The sequence below is a fragment of the Methylotenera sp. genome, from assembly GCF_029946165.1.
Taxonomy (GTDB): Bacteria; Pseudomonadota; Gammaproteobacteria; order Burkholderiales; family Methylophilaceae; genus Methylotenera.
Window position 1 is genome coordinate 102843 of sequence record NZ_JAQSDZ010000005.1, and the last position, 20115, is coordinate 122957.

At 41.2% G+C, this 20115-nt stretch carries 21 protein-coding genes; 16 read left to right on the forward strand and 5 right to left on the reverse strand.

What is annotated here, in order from left to right; translation table 11 throughout:
- Positions 1-53: 53 nt before the first annotated feature.
- Together PSV17_RS02715 and PSV17_RS02720 are read left to right on the forward strand one after the other, a co-directional pair.
- Positions 54-536 (forward strand): SoxR reducing system RseC family protein, encoded by a 483-nt coding sequence (locus PSV17_RS02715; RefSeq protein ID WP_300479439.1) that lies wholly within the window; start codon positions 54-56, stop codon positions 534-536.
- A gap of 114 nt (positions 537-650) precedes the next feature.
- Entirely contained in the window at positions 651-2072 is a 1422-nt protein-coding gene (locus PSV17_RS02720) for a DegQ family serine endoprotease (protein ID WP_300479442.1), read from the forward strand.
- Positions 2073-2158: 86 nt separating this feature from the next.
- Here PSV17_RS02720 and clsB read toward each other — a convergent pair whose 3' ends face one another.
- Both clsB and PSV17_RS02730 read right to left on the reverse strand, forming a co-directional pair.
- Complete coding sequence (clsB, locus tag PSV17_RS02725) at positions 2159-3337, reverse strand: cardiolipin synthase ClsB (RefSeq protein WP_300479445.1); 1179 nt, start codon at positions 3335-3337, stop codon at positions 2159-2161.
- 12 nt (positions 3338-3349) lie between these two features.
- Entirely contained in the window at positions 3350-4102 is a 753-nt protein-coding gene (locus tag PSV17_RS02730) for an endonuclease/exonuclease/phosphatase family protein (protein WP_300479448.1), read from the reverse strand.
- A 352-nt stretch (positions 4103-4454) separates the two neighbouring features.
- Here PSV17_RS02730 and lepA point away from each other — a divergent pair, with 352 nt between their 5' ends.
- The 12 genes from lepA (at position 4455) to PSV17_RS02790 (ending at position 15162) form a co-directional block, all read left to right on the forward strand.
- Positions 4455-6245: a translation elongation factor 4 gene (gene lepA, locus PSV17_RS02735; protein ID WP_300479450.1), complete on the forward strand. Its 1791-nt coding sequence runs from the start codon at positions 4455-4457 to the stop codon at positions 6243-6245.
- A 34-nt stretch (positions 6246-6279) separates the two neighbouring features.
- A complete protein-coding gene (lepB, locus tag PSV17_RS02740; RefSeq protein WP_300479452.1) occupies positions 6280-7059 on the forward strand; it encodes a signal peptidase I in 780 nt (259 codons plus the stop codon).
- Between the two features lie 37 nt (positions 7060-7096).
- Complete coding sequence (locus PSV17_RS02745; RefSeq protein ID WP_300479455.1) at positions 7097-7501, forward strand: DUF4845 domain-containing protein; 405 nt, start codon at positions 7097-7099, stop codon at positions 7499-7501.
- 30 nt (positions 7502-7531) lie between these two features.
- Entirely contained in the window at positions 7532-8227 is a 696-nt protein-coding gene (gene rnc, locus PSV17_RS02750) for a ribonuclease III (protein WP_300479457.1), read from the forward strand.
- A gap of 34 nt (positions 8228-8261) precedes the next feature.
- Entirely contained in the window at positions 8262-9185 is a 924-nt protein-coding gene (gene era / locus PSV17_RS02755; protein ID WP_300479459.1) for a GTPase Era, read from the forward strand.
- Between the two features lie 40 nt (positions 9186-9225).
- Positions 9226-9717, forward strand: a complete 492-nt coding sequence (locus tag PSV17_RS02760; RefSeq protein WP_300479460.1) for a hypothetical protein — start codon at positions 9226-9228, stop codon at positions 9715-9717.
- Positions 9717-10454 carry a DNA repair protein RecO gene (recO, locus tag PSV17_RS02765; protein ID WP_300479461.1) on the forward strand — a complete coding sequence of 246 codons (738 nt, stop codon included), beginning with the start codon at positions 9717-9719 and terminating at the stop codon, positions 10452-10454. Before PSV17_RS02760 ends, recO begins: the two co-directional genes overlap by 1 nt.
- Positions 10455-10484: 30 nt before the next feature.
- Positions 10485-11213, forward strand: a complete 729-nt coding sequence (gene pdxJ / locus PSV17_RS02770) for a pyridoxine 5'-phosphate synthase (protein ID WP_300479462.1) — start codon at positions 10485-10487, stop codon at positions 11211-11213.
- A gap of 24 nt (positions 11214-11237) precedes the next feature.
- On the forward strand, positions 11238-11627 hold the full coding sequence (gene acpS / locus PSV17_RS02775; protein WP_300479463.1) for a holo-ACP synthase: 390 nt from the start codon (positions 11238-11240) through the stop codon (positions 11625-11627).
- A complete protein-coding gene (locus PSV17_RS02780) occupies positions 11624-12409 on the forward strand; it encodes a tRNA threonylcarbamoyladenosine dehydratase (protein WP_300479464.1) in 786 nt (261 codons plus the stop codon). The genes acpS and PSV17_RS02780 overlap by 4 nt, the downstream gene beginning before the upstream one ends.
- 141 nt (positions 12410-12550) lie before the next feature.
- Positions 12551-14620, forward strand: a complete 2070-nt coding sequence (ppk1, locus tag PSV17_RS02785) for a polyphosphate kinase 1 (protein ID WP_300479465.1) — start codon at positions 12551-12553, stop codon at positions 14618-14620.
- 68 nt (positions 14621-14688) lie between these two features.
- Entirely contained in the window at positions 14689-15162 is a 474-nt protein-coding gene (locus PSV17_RS02790) for a histidine phosphatase family protein (protein WP_300479466.1), read from the forward strand.
- A 6-nt stretch (positions 15163-15168) separates the two neighbouring features.
- On the opposite strand, the gene PSV17_RS02795 is transcribed toward PSV17_RS02790, so the two are convergent.
- The 3 genes from PSV17_RS02795 to xseA all read right to left on the reverse strand — a co-directional run bounded on the left by PSV17_RS02795 (position 15169) and on the right by xseA (position 18579).
- Positions 15169-15633 (reverse strand): hypothetical protein, encoded by a 465-nt coding sequence (locus PSV17_RS02795; protein WP_300479468.1) that lies wholly within the window; start codon positions 15631-15633, stop codon positions 15169-15171.
- A 78-nt stretch (positions 15634-15711) separates the two neighbouring features.
- Positions 15712-17241, reverse strand: a complete 1530-nt coding sequence (locus PSV17_RS02800) for a Ppx/GppA phosphatase family protein (protein ID WP_300479469.1) — start codon at positions 17239-17241, stop codon at positions 15712-15714.
- A gap of 111 nt (positions 17242-17352) precedes the next feature.
- On the reverse strand, positions 17353-18579 hold the full coding sequence (gene xseA / locus PSV17_RS02805; RefSeq protein WP_300479470.1) for an exodeoxyribonuclease VII large subunit: 1227 nt from the start codon (positions 18577-18579) through the stop codon (positions 17353-17355).
- A gap of 97 nt (positions 18580-18676) precedes the next feature.
- Between xseA and PSV17_RS02810 the strand changes: the two genes are divergently transcribed.
- Positions 18677-19174, forward strand: a complete 498-nt coding sequence (locus PSV17_RS02810; protein ID WP_300479471.1) for a disulfide bond formation protein B — start codon at positions 18677-18679, stop codon at positions 19172-19174.
- A gap of 52 nt (positions 19175-19226) precedes the next feature.
- The gene (gene cysM / locus PSV17_RS02815; RefSeq protein ID WP_300479472.1) at positions 19227-20114 is read left to right on the forward strand and encodes a cysteine synthase CysM; all 888 of its coding nucleotides are present in this window, start codon (positions 19227-19229) and stop codon (positions 20112-20114) included.
- Position 20115 lies beyond the last annotated feature (1 nt).

The window sequence follows — 20115 nt, forward strand, 5'->3', positions numbered from 1 at the left end:
ATTAATCAGTTTAAATCCTCTTTAAATTCATTTAAAAGTAATAAAATATTGCCATGATAGAAGAATACGCAATAGTAACTAAATGCGCAGGCACAGTAGCTACACTAGAAATAGAAAGGCGAACAGCTTGTGGACTTTGTGGTCAAAAGCGTGGTTGTGGTAACGCCACTTGGGGCAAAATGCTCGGGCATGACAGTCATGATTTCACAGCTGAAAACCAAATAAATGCTCAGGTTGGAGATAGCGTTGTTGTGGGGATAGATGAACATGCTGTACTTAACTCTGCATTTTATCTTTACATAGTACCGCTAGGAGGTTTGTTGATTGGCACGCTTGCAGCAGACTACTTATTTAAGAACCAATTCTATGTGATTATTGGTGCGGTATTGGGTTTAGTGCTCGGATTCTTATGGGTCAAAGGCCATCTCATTGGTCATGATAAGTCGGGCGTAGCTTTTAGTAAAAAATATCAGGCGGTTATTTTGCGTTTAGCTGAGGATGACTCGCCAGAAAATCATTCAGAATTGGTAAATTAGCTTGATAAACACAGCACTGGCCCAATTATAGCTATGAGTAAATTGGAATTTAATAGCAAGAGTTTAAGCTTATTAATTTTCATCATGTTTGTAAAAATTAAATGAGGTGAATAGATGTTAAGAAATTGGATTACCGCCATTGGTTTTGGTTTAATTGCTTCAATAAATACAATTGCTTACGCAAAAGACTTGCCAGATTTTACTGAGCTTGCTGAAAAACACGGCTTTGAAGTAGTAAACATCAGCGTGACTCAAAATATACGTGGCAATCCTAATGCCTTGCCCTTTCCTGGTTTGGAAGGCGATGAGCAAATGCAAGAGTTCTTTAAACGCTTTGGTATTCCAGGTTTGCCAGGTATGCCTGGTCAAGGCGTACCTCCGCAAGATTACAAATCGCAGTCTTTAGGCTCAGGTTTTATCATTAGCAGCGATGGTTACATACTGACGAATGCACACGTGGTAAGTGAAGCAGACGAGGTGATTGTTAGATTATTTGACAAGCGTGAATTTAAAGCAAAAATTATAGGCTCAGATAAACGCACCGACGTTGCATTAGTCAAAATCGAAGCGACAGGCTTACCTAAAGTGAATATTGGTGACCCAGCAAAACTAAAAGTAGGTGAGTGGGTCGCGGCTATTGGTTCGCCGTTTGGTTTGGAAAATACCATGACAGCGGGCATTGTCAGCGCGAAAGGGCGAGCTTTGCCACAGGAAAACTTCGTGCCATTTATTCAAACAGATGTCGCGATTAACCCCGGTAATTCAGGCGGCCCGCTATTTAACTTAGCAGGTGAGGTGGTAGGCATTAATTCACAAATTTACAGTCGTAGTGGCGGTTCAATGGGTTTGTCATTCAGTATTCCAATTGACGTAGCAATTGATATTTCAAATCAGTTGAAGGCCTCTGGAAAAATTACTCGCGGCTGGCTAGGTATCGCTATTCAAGAAATCACTAAAGAACTTGCTGAGTCTTTTAACTTAAAAAATACCAATGGCGCATTAGTAGCGGGCATAGAGAAAAATGGCCCTGCAGATAAAGGTGGTTTATTAGTGGGGGATGTAATCACCAAGTTTGATGGCAAAGTAATTACAACTTCGGCAGATTTGCCAAGAGCTGTTGGTTCCACTAAACCAGGTAAGATAGTCTCAGTTGAGTTAATGCGTAAAGGCGTTACTCAAACGCTGAGTATGGGTATAGGTGAAATGCCATCTGAGCGTACAGAATCGGCGCAGATTAATAAACCTGTACCAAAATCTGAATCTAACAAGATTGGGCTTACCTTAAAAGAGTTAACTCCACTGGAAAAGAAAAAATTAAACGGTAAAAATGGCTTGTTAGTCACGGACAGCACTGGAGCTGCTGCTCAGGCAGGTATACGCCGTGGTGACGTAGTGCTAGGTTTAAATAATAGCGAAACGCAAAGCGTAGATTTATTTAATAAACAAATCAATGCTGTGGCTATTGGTAAAACCGTTGCCGTCTTGGTATTAAGAGGTGAAAACACTTTATATGTACCAATAAAAGTGACTAAATAGTTTGAAATCATTGGTATCAATAACAAAAGTCGCTTTTAGCGGCTTTTGTTATGGTTAAGCTATATGCAAACTCGATTCTTCACTGCTTATTTTTCATTAGAATGCCCAATAACGCCTAGAAATGACCTCACTATTCCATATGCAATCCATGAAGAAAAGCGTTTGAATACATCGCCTCTTGCCCAGTGCTCTGGATCAATACGCATTGCGCCCTCTTCAATGCTAGTTAAAAGGTCAGTTCGAAGTTCTTGAGCAAAGGTTTCATCTTTCACCACAATATTAGCCTCTCTGGCTAATAGCAAACTAAATGGATCTATATTAGAAGATCCAACGGTTGCCCATACGCTATCAATCACCGCCACTTTGCTATGCATAAAGCTTTTGTGATATTCGTAAATTTCAATGCCTGATCTCAAAAAATCGCTATAAAAAGCATGTGTAGCGAACATTAGAAAATATTCCATACGCCCTTGTAATAATAACTTGACCTTAACACCGCGCTTAACAGCGGCTAATAGTGCAAGGCGAAATCGTCTGCCAGGCACAAAGTAAGCATTGGCGATAATGATTTCAGATTTAGCTTGTTCGATAGCATCTAAGTAAGCATCTTCGATATCCCTTCTATGCAGCACGTTATCACGAAGCACAAGTGCCGCTTTAATATTATAGTGTTGAGTATTAAACGATGGTTTAATAGGCAAAGTTTTAATTGTTAATCTATTAGCATGTCGCATATGAACCCAAGCAATTCTGCGCCAAAGTTTTTGCACTTTATTAAGAATGACAGGTAATAGTTTTCCTTCAATCCGCACCGTGTAATCTATGCGTGGCGGTACATTGTTAGGGGCGCTAATAGGTACATCGTAATCGTCAATAATATTAATTCCGCCCACAAATCCAATAGTGCCGTCAATCACGACCATCTTTTGATGCAGGCGCCGTAAACGCCTTTTTTTGAGTGACCAAGGAGAAATCTTTGGACGGTAAAACATCACTTTGATGCCGGTTTCTTCAAGTTCTTCTATATAGCTTTTAGATAAGTCCTTGCTGCCAAAGCCATCAAGTAAAACATTGACCGCTATGCCTCTTCTAGCCGCATCTTTAAGTGCATCACCTATCTGTATGCCAATGACATCTGCTTTATAAATATAACTTTGTAGGTATATTTCTTGAGTCGCATTCTCTATTGAAACCAAAAGTGCAGGAAAAAACTCTCTACCACTTCGTAATAATTGAATGTGATTGCCGTTAACAAAATAGGTCATATTTTAGTCAGATCATATTCTGGTCAGTGTTGTCGTAAGAATCGCATGGTCAGATAATTTTAAAAAGTGCGCGCCTGAGTGCACTTCTACTTGCTTTACATTAAAACCACGTACATAAATACGGTCTAGCCTAAGCATGGGTAACCAAGCTGGAAAGCTCCTCGCAGGTTTGCCAACATGGTGCTCAAATACCTCATGCAGGTTTAAGCGTTTAGCAAAACTGCGACCGGTAAGCATTCCCCAGTCGTTAAAATCACCAGCAATAATCAATGGCGCATTTGCTGGAATATATTGTTCAATATATTCAGAGACGGCAACTAGCTGTTGGCGTCGCCATTGTGCAAATAAGCCCAGATGAACGCAAACTGCATGTAGGGGCTCATCCCACTGTGGGATATTGATTTCACAATGCAACATGCCCCGTTGCTCAGATGCATGAGCTGAAATATTTTGATTATTAGTCTTAATGATAGGAAATTTGGAAAGCAGGGCATTACCATGATGACCCGCAGGATAAACCGAGTTTTTACCATATGAGTAATCAGACCAAACTTCATCGGCTAAAAACTCCATTTGCCCAGAGGTAGACCAAGAAGCAAAGCGCTCAGTGTGTTTAGTATGCGCATCTTGCACTTCTTGCAAAAAAATCACATCTGCATGCAATTTTCGCAATATGTCGCGTTGAAGATGCAAAGAAAAATGGGCGTTAAAATGAGTAAAGCCCTTGTGGATATTGAATGTAGCTATGCGTATTGTGTTATGCAAAATTGACTTTTTGACTCATATTATTTATTAGTTTTATCTTACTCTAAAAGAGTGATAGTGTTGGTTAGGCAACGAACATTAGCTAAAATTGTTCTTGTAATTTTTATTCCAATTAGGAACTAATACGACTAATTAACCATGCCATTTACACGCTAAAAACCCATCCTATAGGCAATTTTTATAGCTAACGCCATAATTAATTACAAACTAATCAAGCATTTGTTGTAAAATCACGGCTATTGTGAAAAGGCGCTTTTGGCGCCTTATCTTTATTTAAAAAGCAGGATTAACCTAATAAAGCAATATTAAAATCAAGCAACATTAAAAGTTTTAAAAAGCTTAAAAAGACTAAATGAAAAATATTCGTAACTTCTCCATTATTGCCCACATTGACCATGGTAAATCCACATTAGCTGACCGCATTATTCATCTTTGCGGCGGGCTGGCTGATCGCGAAATGGAAGCGCAAGTACTTGATTCTATGGATATTGAGCGCGAGCGCGGCATTACGATTAAAGCTCAAACTGCAGCCCTGCAATACAAAGCTGACGATGGGCAGATTTACAATCTTAATTTGATTGATACTCCGGGTCATGTGGATTTTAGCTATGAAGTATCACGCTCACTTTCAGCTTGTGAAGGCGCGCTATTAGTTGTTGATGCTAGTCAGGGTGTAGAGGCGCAAAGTGTTGCTAACTGCTATACCGCACTTGATTTGGGCGTTGAAGTCACTGCCGTATTAAATAAAATCGATTTGCCTTCAGCGGATCCTGAACGTGTGATGCAGGAAATTGAAGATGTGATTGGTATTGATGCGAGTGACGCAGTGCGTTGCTCAGCTAAAACAGGTTTGGGCGTGCGCGATGTACTCGAAGCTGTTATCAAAAAAGTTCCGCCGCCAGTAGGCGATGTCACGAAACCGTTAAAAGCATTAGTGATTGATGCATGGTTTGATAACTATGTCGGCGTAGTGATGTTGGTGCGCGTGATTGATGGCGTTTTAAAGCCTAAAGATAAAATTCGATTAATGGCGACGCACGCGGAATATTTGTGTGAACAAGTTGGCGTATTTACACCAAAATCGCTACAAAAAACTTCACTTTCTGCGGGTGAAGTAGGCTTTGTGATTTCAGGTATTAAAGAACTTGCCGCTGCTAAAGTGGGCGATACCGTGACTTTGGCGGGTAAGCCAGCGGCAGAGCCATTGGCAGGTTTTAAAGAGGTTAAGCCACAAGTATTTGCTGGGCTATATCCCGTTGAATCAAGCCAATTCGAAGCACTACGTACAGCGCTTGAGAAACTGAGCTTGAATGATGCAAGTTTGTTATTTGAGCCAGAAAATTCTACAGCATTAGGTTTTGGCTTTAGGTGTGGCTTCCTCGGTTTGCTACATATGGAGATTGTGCAAGAGCGCTTAGAGCGCGAGTATGATATGGATTTGATTACCACCGCGCCAACCGTGGTGTATGAGTTATTACTCAAAAGTGGTGAAGTGGTGCAGATCGAGAATCCGTCACGCTTGCCAGAGTTGTCGCGCGTAGAAGAAACGCGTGAGCCAGTCATTAATGTAAACCTATTAATGCCGCAAGATTACGTAGGCCCTGTTATGACACTATGTAACAATAAACGTGGCTTACAAAAAAATATGCAGTATATGGGCAGGCAAGTCATGCTCAGTTACGAAATGCCTCTCAATGAAGTGGTGCTGGATTTTTTTGATAAATTAAAATCAGTGTCACGTGGCTATGCTTCAATGGATTACGAGTTTTTGGAATTCCGTGCGGCAGATCTAGTCAAGCTGGATATTATGGTGAATGGTGAGCGTGTGGATGCGCTGAGCATGATTGTTCACAGAGGAAACAGCGTGCGTCGTGGTCGTGAAGTGGCAGCTAAGATGCGTGAATTAATTCCACGTCAAATGTTTGATGTGGCTATTCAAGCTTCGATAGGCGCCAATATTATTGCCCGTGAAACCGTTAAAGCAATGCGGAAAAACGTGATTGCGAAATGTTATGGTGGTGATGTATCCCGTAAACGCAAATTGCTTGATAAACAGAAAGAGGGCAAAAAGCGCATGAAGCAAGTGGGTAACGTAGAGATCCCACAAGAAGCATTTTTAGCTATTTTACGTATTGAAGATTAAGTAAGTCTAAGATAATAGACGATAAGGATAAATAATGTACTTTGCTTTATTCATGGTGGCGATACTGTTGGTAACAGGTTTTATTTGGTTGCTAGATAGTTTAGTGTTGAAGAAAAAACGCGCAGTCGGCGCTGCAGAGCCAATCGTAGTTGAGTACGCTAAGAGTTTTTTTCCAGTAATTTTCGTGGTATTTTTTGTACGTTCATTTATTGTTGAGCCTTTTAAAATTCCTTCAGGCTCTATGATGCCAACACTATTGGCTGGCGATTATATTTTGGTCAATAAATTTACTTATGGTCTACGAGTGCCAATTTTGAATAATACTTTTTTTGAAATTAACCATCCGACCCGTGGTGATGTGTTCGTATTTCATTATCCGCCTGAGCCATCTATAGATTATATTAAGCGTGTAGTAGGTTTACCGGGCGATAAAATTAGTTATCAAGATAAACGATTAACAATTAATGGAAAATTTTTAGATACACAAGAGATGGGTAGTTTTGCTTATGTTAAGCCTGGTTTGAATATGGTCACAGCAAAGCAATATCGAGAGCAATTAGGTGATGTTAGTCATGATATTTTGATTAACGAATGGGTTAATAGCTACGACTCTGATGCCATAGGTGCAAAATTTGCAAATGACGAGGAAATAGTCGTGCCTGCTGGACATTATTTGGCGATGGGTGATAATCGTGATGACAGTTCAGACAGTCGCGTATGGGGGTTTGTACCAGAGAAAAATTTAGTCGGTAAGGCATTTTTCATCTGGATGAATTTTGATAAAGGTTCTCGAATCGGTAATTCTATTCATTGATTTAAAATATTCAACTTTCTAAAATAGGGAGAAATTTATGCATAATTCACAAGTAGAAAAGCATATGAAAAATTATATTAATCTTAAAAAACAAGCAGGTGCTACCTTATTAGGCATGTTATTTGTCGGAGCCATGTTGTTTTTGGTTGCGGTGATAGCAATGAAAATGTTCCCCGCATATCAAGAATATTTCTCTGTAAAAACAGTCTTGCGTGCAATGAATAAAGACTCTTTAAGTGATATGAGCAAAAAAGACATTCAGGATTCTTTTGACAGGCGGGCTAACACCTCATATATCACCGTCATTAATGGCAAAGATATAGTGATTGGCAAAAATAGCGCGGGTGAAACCACTGTTTCAGCGCAGTATCAAGTCATCACTCCTTTATTTGGCAATATTAGCGTCATGATGGATTTTAATGCTTCGTCAGACGGCAAGTAATTTAGAAGCACAGGCAATCAAACATATTCAATGACTCAGCAGGATTTAACAAAACGCCTTAGTTACAAGTTTGTAGATAAAAATCTGCTGACTCAAGCACTGACACATCGTAGTTATGCTTCTCAAAATAATGAGAGGCTTGAGTATCTGGGCGATGGTGCGCTTAACTTCATTATCGCAAATCAGCTATATCAGCGTTTCCCAAGCTTGGCTGAGGGCGATTTAAGCCGCTTGCGAGCGCAACTGGTAAAAGAAGCTACCATTAGTGAAATCGCATTTTCCTTAAATATCGGAGATGCGCTAAAGCTAGGTGAAGGTGAGCTAAAAAGTGCAGGTTGGCGTAGGCCATCTATACTTGCTGATGCCTTAGAAGCCATTATTGGCGCCGTGTATCTTGATGGTGGGTTTTTTTCTGCCGAAGCTTTGGTATTAGAACTTTATACAGAAAAACTCAGCACCATAGACCCTAAGATTATTGATAAAGATCCTAAGTCTTTATTGCAAGAAGTACTGCAAGGCAAAAAAATTGCTGTGCCAGAATATGCGGTTGTTCACACGAGCGGTGAAGCACATGCTCAGGTGTTTATTGTAGAATGTTTCATACAGAAACTAGATATTCGTACCGTAGGCGAGGGCACCAGCCGTCGCATCGCAGAGCAACAAGCAGCCCAGCTTGCTTTGCTAGCATTAGAAAAAATACGCTTTGGTAAAAGCCAAATTGCATAAACTCAACTATAAATTGATTATTGGATAGCCCAAAATGACAGACTCAAACTTGGATTCAGATTTGGATGTAGACGCATTGTCTGCATTCAAGTGCGGCACCATTGCAATTGTAGGCCGCCCTAACGTAGGTAAATCTACCTTGTTAAACCATATTTTAGGAATGAAGTTAGCCATAACTTCGCGTAAGGCGCAAACCACGCGCCATCGCTTACTGGGCATTCATACTACAGAAGATACCCAGTTTTTGTTTGTAGATACACCAGGTTTTCAACAAAAACACCTGAATACGCTCAATAAAGGTTTGAATAAAACTGTAACGCAAGTGCTCACTGAAGTTGATGTAGTGCTGTTTGTGATTGAGCCAATGAAATTAGGCGAGGCTGATCGCAAGGTATTAGCTTTATTATCAGATAAAACGCCGACAATTTTAGTGGTGAATAAATCAGATTTAATGGGCGATAAGGGTAATTTATTGCCTTTGATTCAAGACTTTGACTTGGAATTTCCATTTACAGACATCGTGCCTGTGAGCGCAAAAAAGAGCCTCAATTTAGATGAGCTTTTACATACGATTCGCAAGTATTTACCAGAGCAAGCAGCGATTTACTCTGAAGATGAGTTGACTGATAAAAATGAGCGCTTTCTTGCGGCTGAGCTAGTTCGTGAAAAGATTTTCAGATTACTTGGCGATGAAATTCCTTATTCAGTGGCCGTAGAAATTGAGAAATTTGAAGTGGTGGGTAATCTTCGCCGTATTTTCTGTGCCATTATTGTCGATAAAGATAGCCAAAAACCAATGCTTATTGGTAAAAATGGCGACAAAATGAAACAAATTTCTACTGAAGCCCGTCAGGATATGGAGAAATTGTTTGGCGGTAAAGTTTACCTAGAAACTTGGGTAAAAGTTAAGGGCGGCTGGGCTGACGATGAAAGAGCGCTAAAAAGTCTAGGTTATTAGAAGAGCAGCCATTTTAACGGACTAATTTGGAGTATTTGCTATGCCGAATAACGTCTATAACATACCAGTTTATGGTCAGCCAATTGAGCCAGATGAGCAAGGCATATATTATGCTATCAATCGCAAAACTGGTGACATTAATAATGTGTTTCAGTTGGTTTATGAAAGCGCCACGAATGCCGAGACTAATGAAGACCAAAATTGGTATTTATACCAATTAAAAAATACGGGTAAAAATGGCGAAATGGGCTGGGTGATACTGGCTGATAATGGCGATTACCCTTTAAAAGAGGTGTCTACTGAAGAGATTAAACATCACTTCGATAAGCCTGAATATGCTGAACCTAAAGGCGCTTGGCAGCTTATTCGTAACTCTAGATATGGGTTTGGTAAATTTACCCCCATTCATGCAGATGAGAACATACGTTTTGCAATGATTCTATTTTCAGGGGCAGAGATGTTGGTGCCATTACTGATTTTAAAGGCGGATGATAATCCTGATTTGCAAAGTACAGTTGAGCCAGAACAATAATGGCGGTAAGTTCTAATCCACACCGCCAAGATAACCAACCCGTCTATGTGCTTCACACTTACCCGTTTAAAGAAACTAGCTTAGTTGTAGAATTGTTTGCACATGGTTTTGGCCGAGTGGCAACAACGGCCAAAGGGGCGAGGCGACCAAGATCTGCCATGCGTGGCATGCTACAGTCTTTTCAGCCTTTACTGGCTACTTGGTCTGGCAAGTTAGAACTTAAAACGTTGCATAGCTTAGAGTGGGGCGGCGGCTTACTCCTACTTAAAGGTGAGGCGCTCATGTGCGGCTTCTACCTGAACGAATTATTATTGCGATTGCTTCCGCGTGAAGACCCGCATGAAAGCTTATTTGAATATTACAGTGCGACCTTAAAGATATTAGCGACTGGTGATGATTTAGCCACAACACTTAGACGCTTTGAGCTGAAGTTGTTGCAAGAACTTGGCTATGCCATTCCGCTACAACATGATGTGAATAATGAGCAAATTGTACAAGATGTTAATTATCGGTATACCGCTGAACACGGTGCAACAAGGTTAAGTGCATCGCAGACGCGAGTAAATAATGGCATACAATTGCTCGGTAAAATCTTGATAGAAATGGCGGCTGACGATTACACTTCTGTTCAAACTCAGCAACAGAGTAAACAGTTGATGCGTTATTTATTAGCCCATTACTTAGGCGATAAACCATTGCATACTCGACAACTGCTAATTGATTTACAGGGCTTATAGTTTTATAAAATTTAAAGATAGAAGTTAATTATGATTAAATTAGGTGTCAATATCGACCACGTAGCGACAATTCGTCAAGCGCGTGGCACCAAATATCCAAGCGTGGTGCAGGCCGCTTTGCGTGCCGAACAATCTGGCGCAGATAGCATTACTTTGCATCTGCGTGAAGATCGTCGGCATATGCAAGATGCGGATGTTCATGCTTTACGTAATTTATTGCAAACTCGTATGAATTTGGAATGCGCTGTAACTGATGAAATGGTTGAGATTGCGTTAGAAGTTGCACCGCAAGATGTCTGCTTGGTGCCAGAACGTCGCGAAGAACGTACTACCGAAGGTGGTTTAGATGTGGTGGGGAACTTCGCCAATGTGCAAAAAGCTGTGAAAAGATTAAGTGAGGCTGGCATACGCGTGTCATTATTCATTGGGCCAGATTTTGCGCAAATTGATGCTGCAAAAAAAGCAGGTGCGCCAGTCATTGAACTGCATACAGGTACATTTGCTGATGCTGAAAATCCAATTGATAGAGCACGCGAGTTGCAGCGCATTAAAGATGCCGTTGCTCACGGTTTAAACTTGGGTTTGGTGGTGAATGCCGGCCACGGATTGCACTACCATAACGTACATGAAATCGCCTCAATTGAAGGAATAGACGAACTTAATATTGGCCACGCGATTGTTGCTCATGCATTATTTGTAGGTTGGGACAATGCTGTGCGAGAGATGAAGTCGCTAGTCAAAGAGTTTAGCTATAAATAATTTAACGGATTGAAGCTCAAGTAAATGATTTTTGGCATTGGTACTGACATCGTAGAAGTGGCTCGAATCGAGGCTTCTATTCAACAATTTGGCGATGATTTCGCTAGACGCATCTTAGCTGAGAGTGAATTAGTCAGTTATTTGGAGTCTCACATAAAAGCACGTTTTCTAGCGAAGCGTTTTGCTGCAAAAGAAGCATTTTCTAAAGCGCTTGGTACAGGCTTAAGAGCACCCGCAACCTTTCAGAATATTGCAGTTTCGCATGATGATTTAGGCAAGCCCTTATTGGTTTTAGCGCCAGAGTTACAAGCCTTGTTGCAATCTAAAAGTATCACGCAAATGCATATTAGTATTAGCGACGAGAAAAACTTAGCCGCAGCATTTGTCGTACTAGAAAATAATAATCCAACATGAGTGAGCCCATGGATATAGCACGTCGATTTGGCGGTGTTTCAAGGTTATACGGTGTTGATGGTTTTGCAACATTGCAAGCGATGCACATATGCATCATTGGCATTGGTGGCGTGGGTAGCTGGGCTGCTGAAGCAATTGCACGCAATGCCGTAGGGACAATCACATTGATTGATTTAGACAATATTGCAGAGTCAAATGTCAATCGTCAATTGCATGCGGTAGATGGCGCATTTGGTAAAGCTAAAGTGACGGCAATGGCTGAGCGGATTAAGCTCATTAATCCAGCTGCGATTGTGCATGAAGTTGAGGATTTCGTGACTGTTGAAAATGTAACTGCAATGCTAAATCGTAATTTTGATGGGGTCATCGACTGCATAGACGATGCGAAAGCCAAAGCGGCTATTGCTGCATTTTGTCAGCAAAAGAATATTCCATTAGTCATGACAGGTGCGGCAGGTGGGCGTTTAGATGCAAGTCGTATCAAGCAAGCAGACTTAAGCCATGTTAGTCATGATAAATTGTTGGCAAAAGTACGTAACTTGTTGCGTAAAGATTATGGTTTTGCAAAAGCAGATGCAGGTAAATCTAAGCCTACAGAGTTTGGTATTCAATGTATTTATTCTGATGAAGAAGCCATCATGCCCGATCGTGTATGTGAAACAAATGACACGGCAATCACTGGTTTAAATTGTGCTGGTTACGGCTCTAGCGTTTGCGTGACCGCACCTTTTGGATTTGCGGCAGCAGGTTTGCTGATTCGAGGTTTGTTAAAAAATAAGTGATTATGCATTTCTATTCTAGAAATATGACATAAAAAATGTACCAAACTTCAGCTCTATCGCTTAGATTGGTTTTCATCAAATTATCATTAATTTGTCACAATTGGCGCATAATATGTTCTGCATATCCATAATGAAAATAATATGCGCACAACTTACCCACCATTAAAATTACTTAATCGCGACACTAGCATTTTAGCTTTCAACCAGCGTGTATTAAGTCTTGCACAAAACCCAGATTACCCATTATTAGAGCGCTTACGCTTTATTTGTATCGTATCTTCGAATCTAGATGAGTTCTTTGAAGTGCGTGCCGCGCCACATGTCGATGCGATGCGTGAAGACGAACATAAAACCGATATTAACGTACAAAGTTATGAGGCCATATCAGAAGCCGCGCATACTTTAGTCGATAAGCAATATCAAATATTTAATACCGAATTGATGCCCGCGCTGAGTAAAAAAGGTGTGTATTTGGTTTCGCATGGTGACCGGACTGCAGAGCAACGTAAGTGGGTCGCCAAATACTTTGAAACAGAAGTGCGGCCTTTATTGGTGCCAGTGGCGCTTGATCCATCCCATCCATTTCCGCTTGTTGCCAATAAATCGCTTAACTTTATTGTGCTGTTGGGCGGCAACGATGCATTTGGCCGCGATAACAATATTGCCATTGTTAAAGTACCAAGAGTATTGCCGCGCTTAATTAAACTGCCTAAACATTTAAGTGATAAACAGCAAAAATTTGTTTCTTTATCTAGTGTGATTAGAGCGCATTTGACTAGTTTATTTACTGGCCGTGAAGTGATAAATTTTTCTCAGTTTAGGGTCACGCGCCATTCAGATTTGGCTGTAGATGAAGATGATGTAAAGAATTTGCGCACCGCGTTGAGGCAAGGTCTAGTGCAACGAAACTTTGGTGATGCGGTTCGTTTAGAAGTATCACATGGCTGCGATGAAAAGCTTGCTAAGTTTTTATTACAACAATTCGATTTACCTAAACTGTCTTTATACCGGGTTAATGGTCTTGTGAATCTTGCTAGATTGATGCAGTTGGCTGATTTAGCCGAAGGCAATGATTTGAAATTTAAACCATTTGAACCTAAGCGTAGTGAGCAATTAGTTTCTGGGCAATCATATTTTACGCAGCTAAAGCAAAGAGATATATTGATTCATCAGCCTTATGAAAGCTTTGAATCAGTCATCGATTTTCTGCGTGAAGCGGTTTATGACCCAGATGTATTGTCGATTCAGCAAACGATTTATCGTACTGGTTCGGATCCACGGATGCTTAAATTGCTGCAAGAAGCCGTTAGGCGTGGCAAAGAAGTCATGGCTGTGGTTGAGCTCAAAGCGCGTTTTGATGAAGAGGCTAACATCAACTGGGCGGAAGATTTAGAGTCAGTTGGTGCGCAGGTGGTATACGGTGTTGTCGGCTTAAAAACGCACGCCAAGATGTTGCTAGTCATGCGCCGCGAAGGTGCGCATTTAAAGCATTACGGACATGTTTCTACAGGCAACTACAACCCGAGAACTGCACGTTTATATACCGATGTGAGTATGCTAACTGCTGACGTGCAAATCACCCGAGATATGGAATATTTGTTTAGACATATTGCAAGTCAAATACAATTACCTCGCATGCAAAAGCTATTGGTTGCGCCGTTTAATCTGCATAGACAAATGTTAAGCAAAATTAGAGCGGCTGAACTTGCTGCAAAAGCGGGTAAATCTGCCCGCATTATTTTAAAAATGAATGCACTTACTGATGTCGCACTCGTGCAGGCTTTGGTGAATGCAGGACGGGCTGGCGTTGAAATTGATTTGATATTACGTGGTGCTTGCATCTTGCCTATAGATGCGCCTGGACTAGATGGACGTATCAGGGTGCGGTCAATTATCGGTAGGCTGTTGGAGCATTCTCGAGTTTTCTATTTTAAAGTGGATGAAGTAGAAAATATGTGGCTTTCCAGTGCCGATTGGATGAACCGTAATATGATGCGCCGTATAGAAATTGCCTGGCCTATTGTTGATGCTGAGAATCGTGCGCGAGTTTTGTTTGAATGTTGCCAAATGTACTTGGATGACAACATTGATGCATGGCTACTTAACGCAGATGGAACTTATACATTGAGTAATTCAGCGTTGCCACCTACTAAGTCTAAAGAGAATTTGTTGAGCGCACAGCAACAGCTACTAAAAAAATACGAAAACTAATAAAAAAACTTTGTTTAGGAAGCCTGATTTAGAAAACATGGGTTTAGAAACATAGCGTAGAAAATATAATGGCTAATTTAATTTTTTGGCGACATGCCGAAGCAGAAATACATAGTAAAAGCGGCGCGGACTGTGACAGAGCGTTAACAAAGCGCGGTCATAAAGACGCTATTAAAATGGCAAAGTGGTTGAGTCAACATTTACCATCGAATACCTTTGTATTATGTAGTCCTGCAATACGTTGTCTGCAAACTGTAGCCGCATTACAAGCGCTAAGCTCAATACACGTTGAAGTGGCTGATTATCTGAGTGTGGATAGTACGCCAGAAATAATCGCTAGCAAGGTTAACAATAACGATATCAACCAAACCATCTTAATTATTGGGCATCAACCCAATTTAGGTGCGTTAATTACAAAGTTACTTGGTATGAATGAGGATGCTTGCGCAGTGAAGAAGGGCGCAGTTTGGTGGCTGCGCCAGCGCATGAATGAGGGTGTTCTACAAACTTATTTATATACTGTTAAACACCCTAATTTATAGGCAGTATTATTTCTTTTTTGGGCGGCCAGTTTTAATTGTTGGCACTTTGCTCATAGCCACTTTTAACGCGGCATCTGTCATAGCCGTTAATTGCATAATACCTGCGCGTAATAATTCACTTTTCTTTGCAGGATTACCAAGTTTAACTAAACGTTCTTTCAACACGTAAAGTTGAGCATATTCAGCTTTTGGCATTGTAAAGCTATCACGCTCCATTTTTAATTTTTGCGCTTTTTCTTTTTCTTTTTCTTTTTCTTTTTCTTTTTCTTTTTCTTTTGCTATTGGTTTGGCTGCAACTTTAGCTTTTACAGCTTTTGGCGCAGGGGCTACTTTAGCTGGGTTACTTGTAGTAGCCGCTATGGCAGCTAATGGTTTTGGCGTTACAATTTTTTTGACGGCAGCTTTCACTGGAGTCGTTTTTTCAACGGGCGCTTTTAGTGCTGCAGCTTGTAGCTGATTAATTTTTGACATTATGGTCTCCTAAATAAACGGTATAAACAGTTTATACCGTTACGAAATGTTTGACTGTGAATTTTTTATGACAAATTGTTAAATATTAGAAATCTCAAACTGCCAATTAATCTTCTGCCAAGCGATGGTTTCTTCGTCTAATAGATAATAAGATTGCGGAAATTTCTCAGGCCAAGACTTTGGTATGTTTAATTGAATACGGTTTTGACTGTAAAGCAGCTGAAACCCCCTTAGATTAGGTATATGGCGAGCATGGCATAAAATAACTGCTAGACGCAAACAGACGAGTTGCATGACAAAAATTCGGTCGGAAAAGTCAATCTCCAAGCGTTTTAATTTGCCTTTATAACCTAGCGTTAACAAGCTTAAACAGTGCAACTCGCTTTGTGAGAATCCGGCTGGTTCGGTATGTTCGAGTATGTAGGCCCCATGTAAATTTGCATCAATTGGCGAGACTGCGCATCCGATCTCATGCAGGAGGCCAGCCCAGCGTAATTTTCTGGCGTGCACTTGTTGTTCACCAGGTGCAAAATGTATATTCTCACTAATTTTTTCAAATAACTTTCCAGCAACCTCTGCCACAGTTTTTGCGTGTCGTTCATCCACATCAAACTTGCGGGCTAAACGCTTAACAGATGCATTTCTTAAATCGACCATTTCATTGTCACGTGCAAGCATGTCATACAGCAAACCGTGTCTGAGTGCGCCCTGAGCTACGTTTAACGTTTCAATTTTTAAGAGATCAAATATACCGATAAGGATAGATAAGCCACCAGCAATGACTGGTTTTCTATCTTCTTTTAAACCTAAAAGTCGTAATTTATCTACATGCTTAGTGCGGAGTAGTTCATCTTTAAGCCAATATAGACCTTCTTTTGTGACTGTGTTAACTGGTCGTCCATATTGTTCTAATACATCAGCAACCGCGCCAACAGTGCCAGAGGCACCATAGGCAATATCCCATTGCGCATGGTTAAAGTGTGTGCCTAAGGTGTCAAAAATGGATTCAGCGGCAATTTCTGCGCGAGTAAAAGCATTTTCGGTGTAGTCACCTGAACCAAAATGTTTGAGTGACCATGCAACCGAACCTACATGTAAGGAGGCTGTGTGTTGTGATGTAAAACCTTGGCCTAAAATAAACTCAGTAGAGCGGCCGCCAATGTCTATCACCAAACGACGCTCATTCGATTGCGGTAGAAATCTACTAACGCCTTTGTATATGAGGCGGGCTTCTTCCACGCCAGAAATGACTTCTACATCAAAACCTAGTGCTTTTTTAGCGAGTTTGATAAATACATCGCGATTATTGGCTTCACGCAAAGTCTGTGTGGCAACAGCACGCACATGAGATGGGTCAAAACCTTGTAAACGCTCGCCAAACCTAGCTAAGCAGCGAATACCACGCTCCATAGATTCTGCCGTTAGGTTACGGTTTTCATCTAAATCCCCACCTTGCCTGACTGCTTCTTTTAGATATTCTACGCGCTGAATATGACCACTATCTAAGCGACCGATTTCAAGTCTGAAACTGTTTGAACCTAAATCAATTGCCGCTAGCAAGGTTTTGTCTGCAGGCATCACAGATGAATTATTTAGGTTATTTTGCATTGAGTCGCCAACTTAAACTTTAGAGTGTTTTATAAAACAATATTATTGTTTACTTTGTCATTATAGTTTGAAACTTTAATGACATTTCTAAAATAAATATCAGGGATTTGTTTATTCGTTTGTCTTACTAATAGTAGCTTCGGCCGAACCTATACCGAATGTCAGCGTAACATCATCCCCTTGTTGTAACTGTTGGCTTGAACTGATAATCGACCCTAGTTTGTTTTGCACAAAAGCATAACCTCGAGTTAGCACGGCTTGTGGGTTAAGATGAGTTAAATTCTGACTGACACGTAATAGATTTTGCTGTTTATTTTTTACTTGTTGATTCATCGCCGTATTCAAACGCAGCCCCATTTGCGCCAGTTGAGATTTCTGCTGCTCAACTTGTTGGGCAGGTGAAATTAGCCTACGAGATAGATAATCTAAAGCTTGCGCACGCTGATTCAGTTGATATTGCATCATTCGGTTGAGTTGCTGTTTCAACTGGTTAAGTGCGCCAAGTATGTTTTCTCTGGAAGGAGTGGCTAACTCGGCTGCGGCGGTTGGCGTTGCGGCGCGTATATCGGCTACAAAATCGCAAATGGTAAAGTCGGTTTCATGACCTACGCCACTAATGGTCGGAATCGAGCACTCTGAAATGGCGCGCGCAACAACTTCTTCATTGAATTGCCACAAGTCTTCAATACTACCGCCACCCCTACAAATAATCAGTACGTCACACTCAGCGCGCTCATTAGCCAATTGAATGGCATCGGCAATTTGGATTGCTACCCCTTTACCTTGCACAGGCGTGGGGTAAATCACAATCGGAATACTTGGCATGCGGCGCTTGAGTGTGGTGAGTACGTCGCGTAATGCCGCTGCGTCAGGAGAAGTTACAATGCCGATTTTTTTAGGATGCGATGGTAGCGGCTTTTTAAACGAGGCATCAAATAAGCCCTCGTTTTGTAACTTAGCTTTTAGCTTATCAAATGCCTCAAATAGCGCACCTAAACCAGCGCGTTGCAAAAACTCGATGGTGAGTTGAAAGTCACCGCGTGCTTCGTATAAGGTGACAGTACAGCGAGCTTCAACTTTGTCGCCTTCTTTTGGCACCCAATCTAAATAGCTATTTCGGCCTTTAAACATCACGCAACGAACCTGTGCGCTGCTGTCTTTAAGTGAGAAATACCAGTGGCCACTCGCAGCGCGCGTTAGGTTAGAAACCTCGCCAGATACCCAGAAAAGCGGGAAACTTTGTGTTAATACCTGATTGGCTAAACGATTTAGCTCGCTCACGGTCAAAATTTTCACGTTACGAATTTGCTTTTCATTCAATAAAGTAGGTTCAGTCATCAGGCGTTATCTATTACAATGTTTATGGTTCAATTATAAGCGACAGCTAACAAAATCGCGCAGCTAAAAACTAAAGGTATTCGAAATGAAATGTGAAATGATTAATAAATTGTTTGGTGGTAAACGCGGCTACTTACTTGGCTTTGTGGCTTGTTTCGGGCTGGTTGGGCTAGCCTTAGCTATTCAAACACACTATCAATTGAATCCTTGTCCCTTGTGCATATCGCAGCGCATGGTGTTTATGGGTTTGGGCGTACTATTTTTAATCGCAGCATTCATTAAACCTGCCACTATTCTAGGTAAATTATTGACTTTTTTACAGGTGTTAACTGCGCTAGGTGGCGCTGGTGTGGCCATTAGACATTGGTGGTTACAAGCGCATCGCGACACTATGATTGCCGATTGCGGTGTTGGTTTCGATTATATGTTCGAAAATTTTCCATTACAAAAAGCATTGAAATTGGTGTTTCGCGGTACAGGAGATTGTGCCTCAATCGATTGGACTTTTCTTGGCTTGAGCATACCGCAAATGGCACTCATCGCTTTTATTAGCATGGCTGTATATGCCTTGTTTTTGGCAAAACTAAAGTCTTAGCCAAGCTAAATAATAAACACAAATAGAACTACATTAAAGAAGCTTAAAGCAAATGTATAAAACATTAGATGATTTTGTCGGTAATACCCCCTTAGTTAAATTGCAGCGCATGGCTGGCAAAACCAGCAACACAATTTTACTCAAGCTCGAAGGCAATAACCCTGCTGGCTCAGTTAAAGATAGGCCAGCATACAGTATGATTACTCGTGCGGAAGCACGCGGCGATATTAAACCTGGCGATACGCTAATTGAAGCGACAAGTGGCAACACTGGCATTGCATTAGCAATGGTGGCGGCAATGCGTGGTTATAAAATGATATTGGTGATGCCTGAAAATCAAAGTGTAGAGCGTCGTCAAAGTATGAAAGCTTATGGGGCGGAGCTAATATTAACGCCTAAAGATGGCAGCATGGAACTTGCACGTGATGTTGCGATGAAGTTGGAGGCTGAGGGCGAGGGTATCGTATTAGATCAGTTTGGTAACAGTGACAATCCGCTGGCGCATTATGAGACGACAGGTCCAGAAATTTGGCGAGATACTGCAGGCAAGGTGACGCACTTTGTTTCAAGTATGGGCACTACTGGTACGATTATGGGAACTTCTCGTTATTTAAAAGAGCAGAATCCCAATATTCAAATTATTGGCGTGCAGCCAGAAGAGGGCAGCCAAATTCCTGGAATTCGTAAATGGCCGGAAGAATACTTACCTAAAATTTACGAGGCAAACCGTGTGGATGAACTGCGCTATGTGAATCAAAAAAATGCCGAAAATATCACCAGAAAGTTAGCGACTGAAGAGGGCATATTTGCAGGAATATCGAGTGGAGGCGCGCTTTATACAGCGCTGCAGCTTTCTAAAGAACTCGAAGATGCGGTGATAGTCACTATTGTTTGCGATAGGGGTGATCGGTATTTGTCTACTGGCGTTTTCCCCGCCTAAA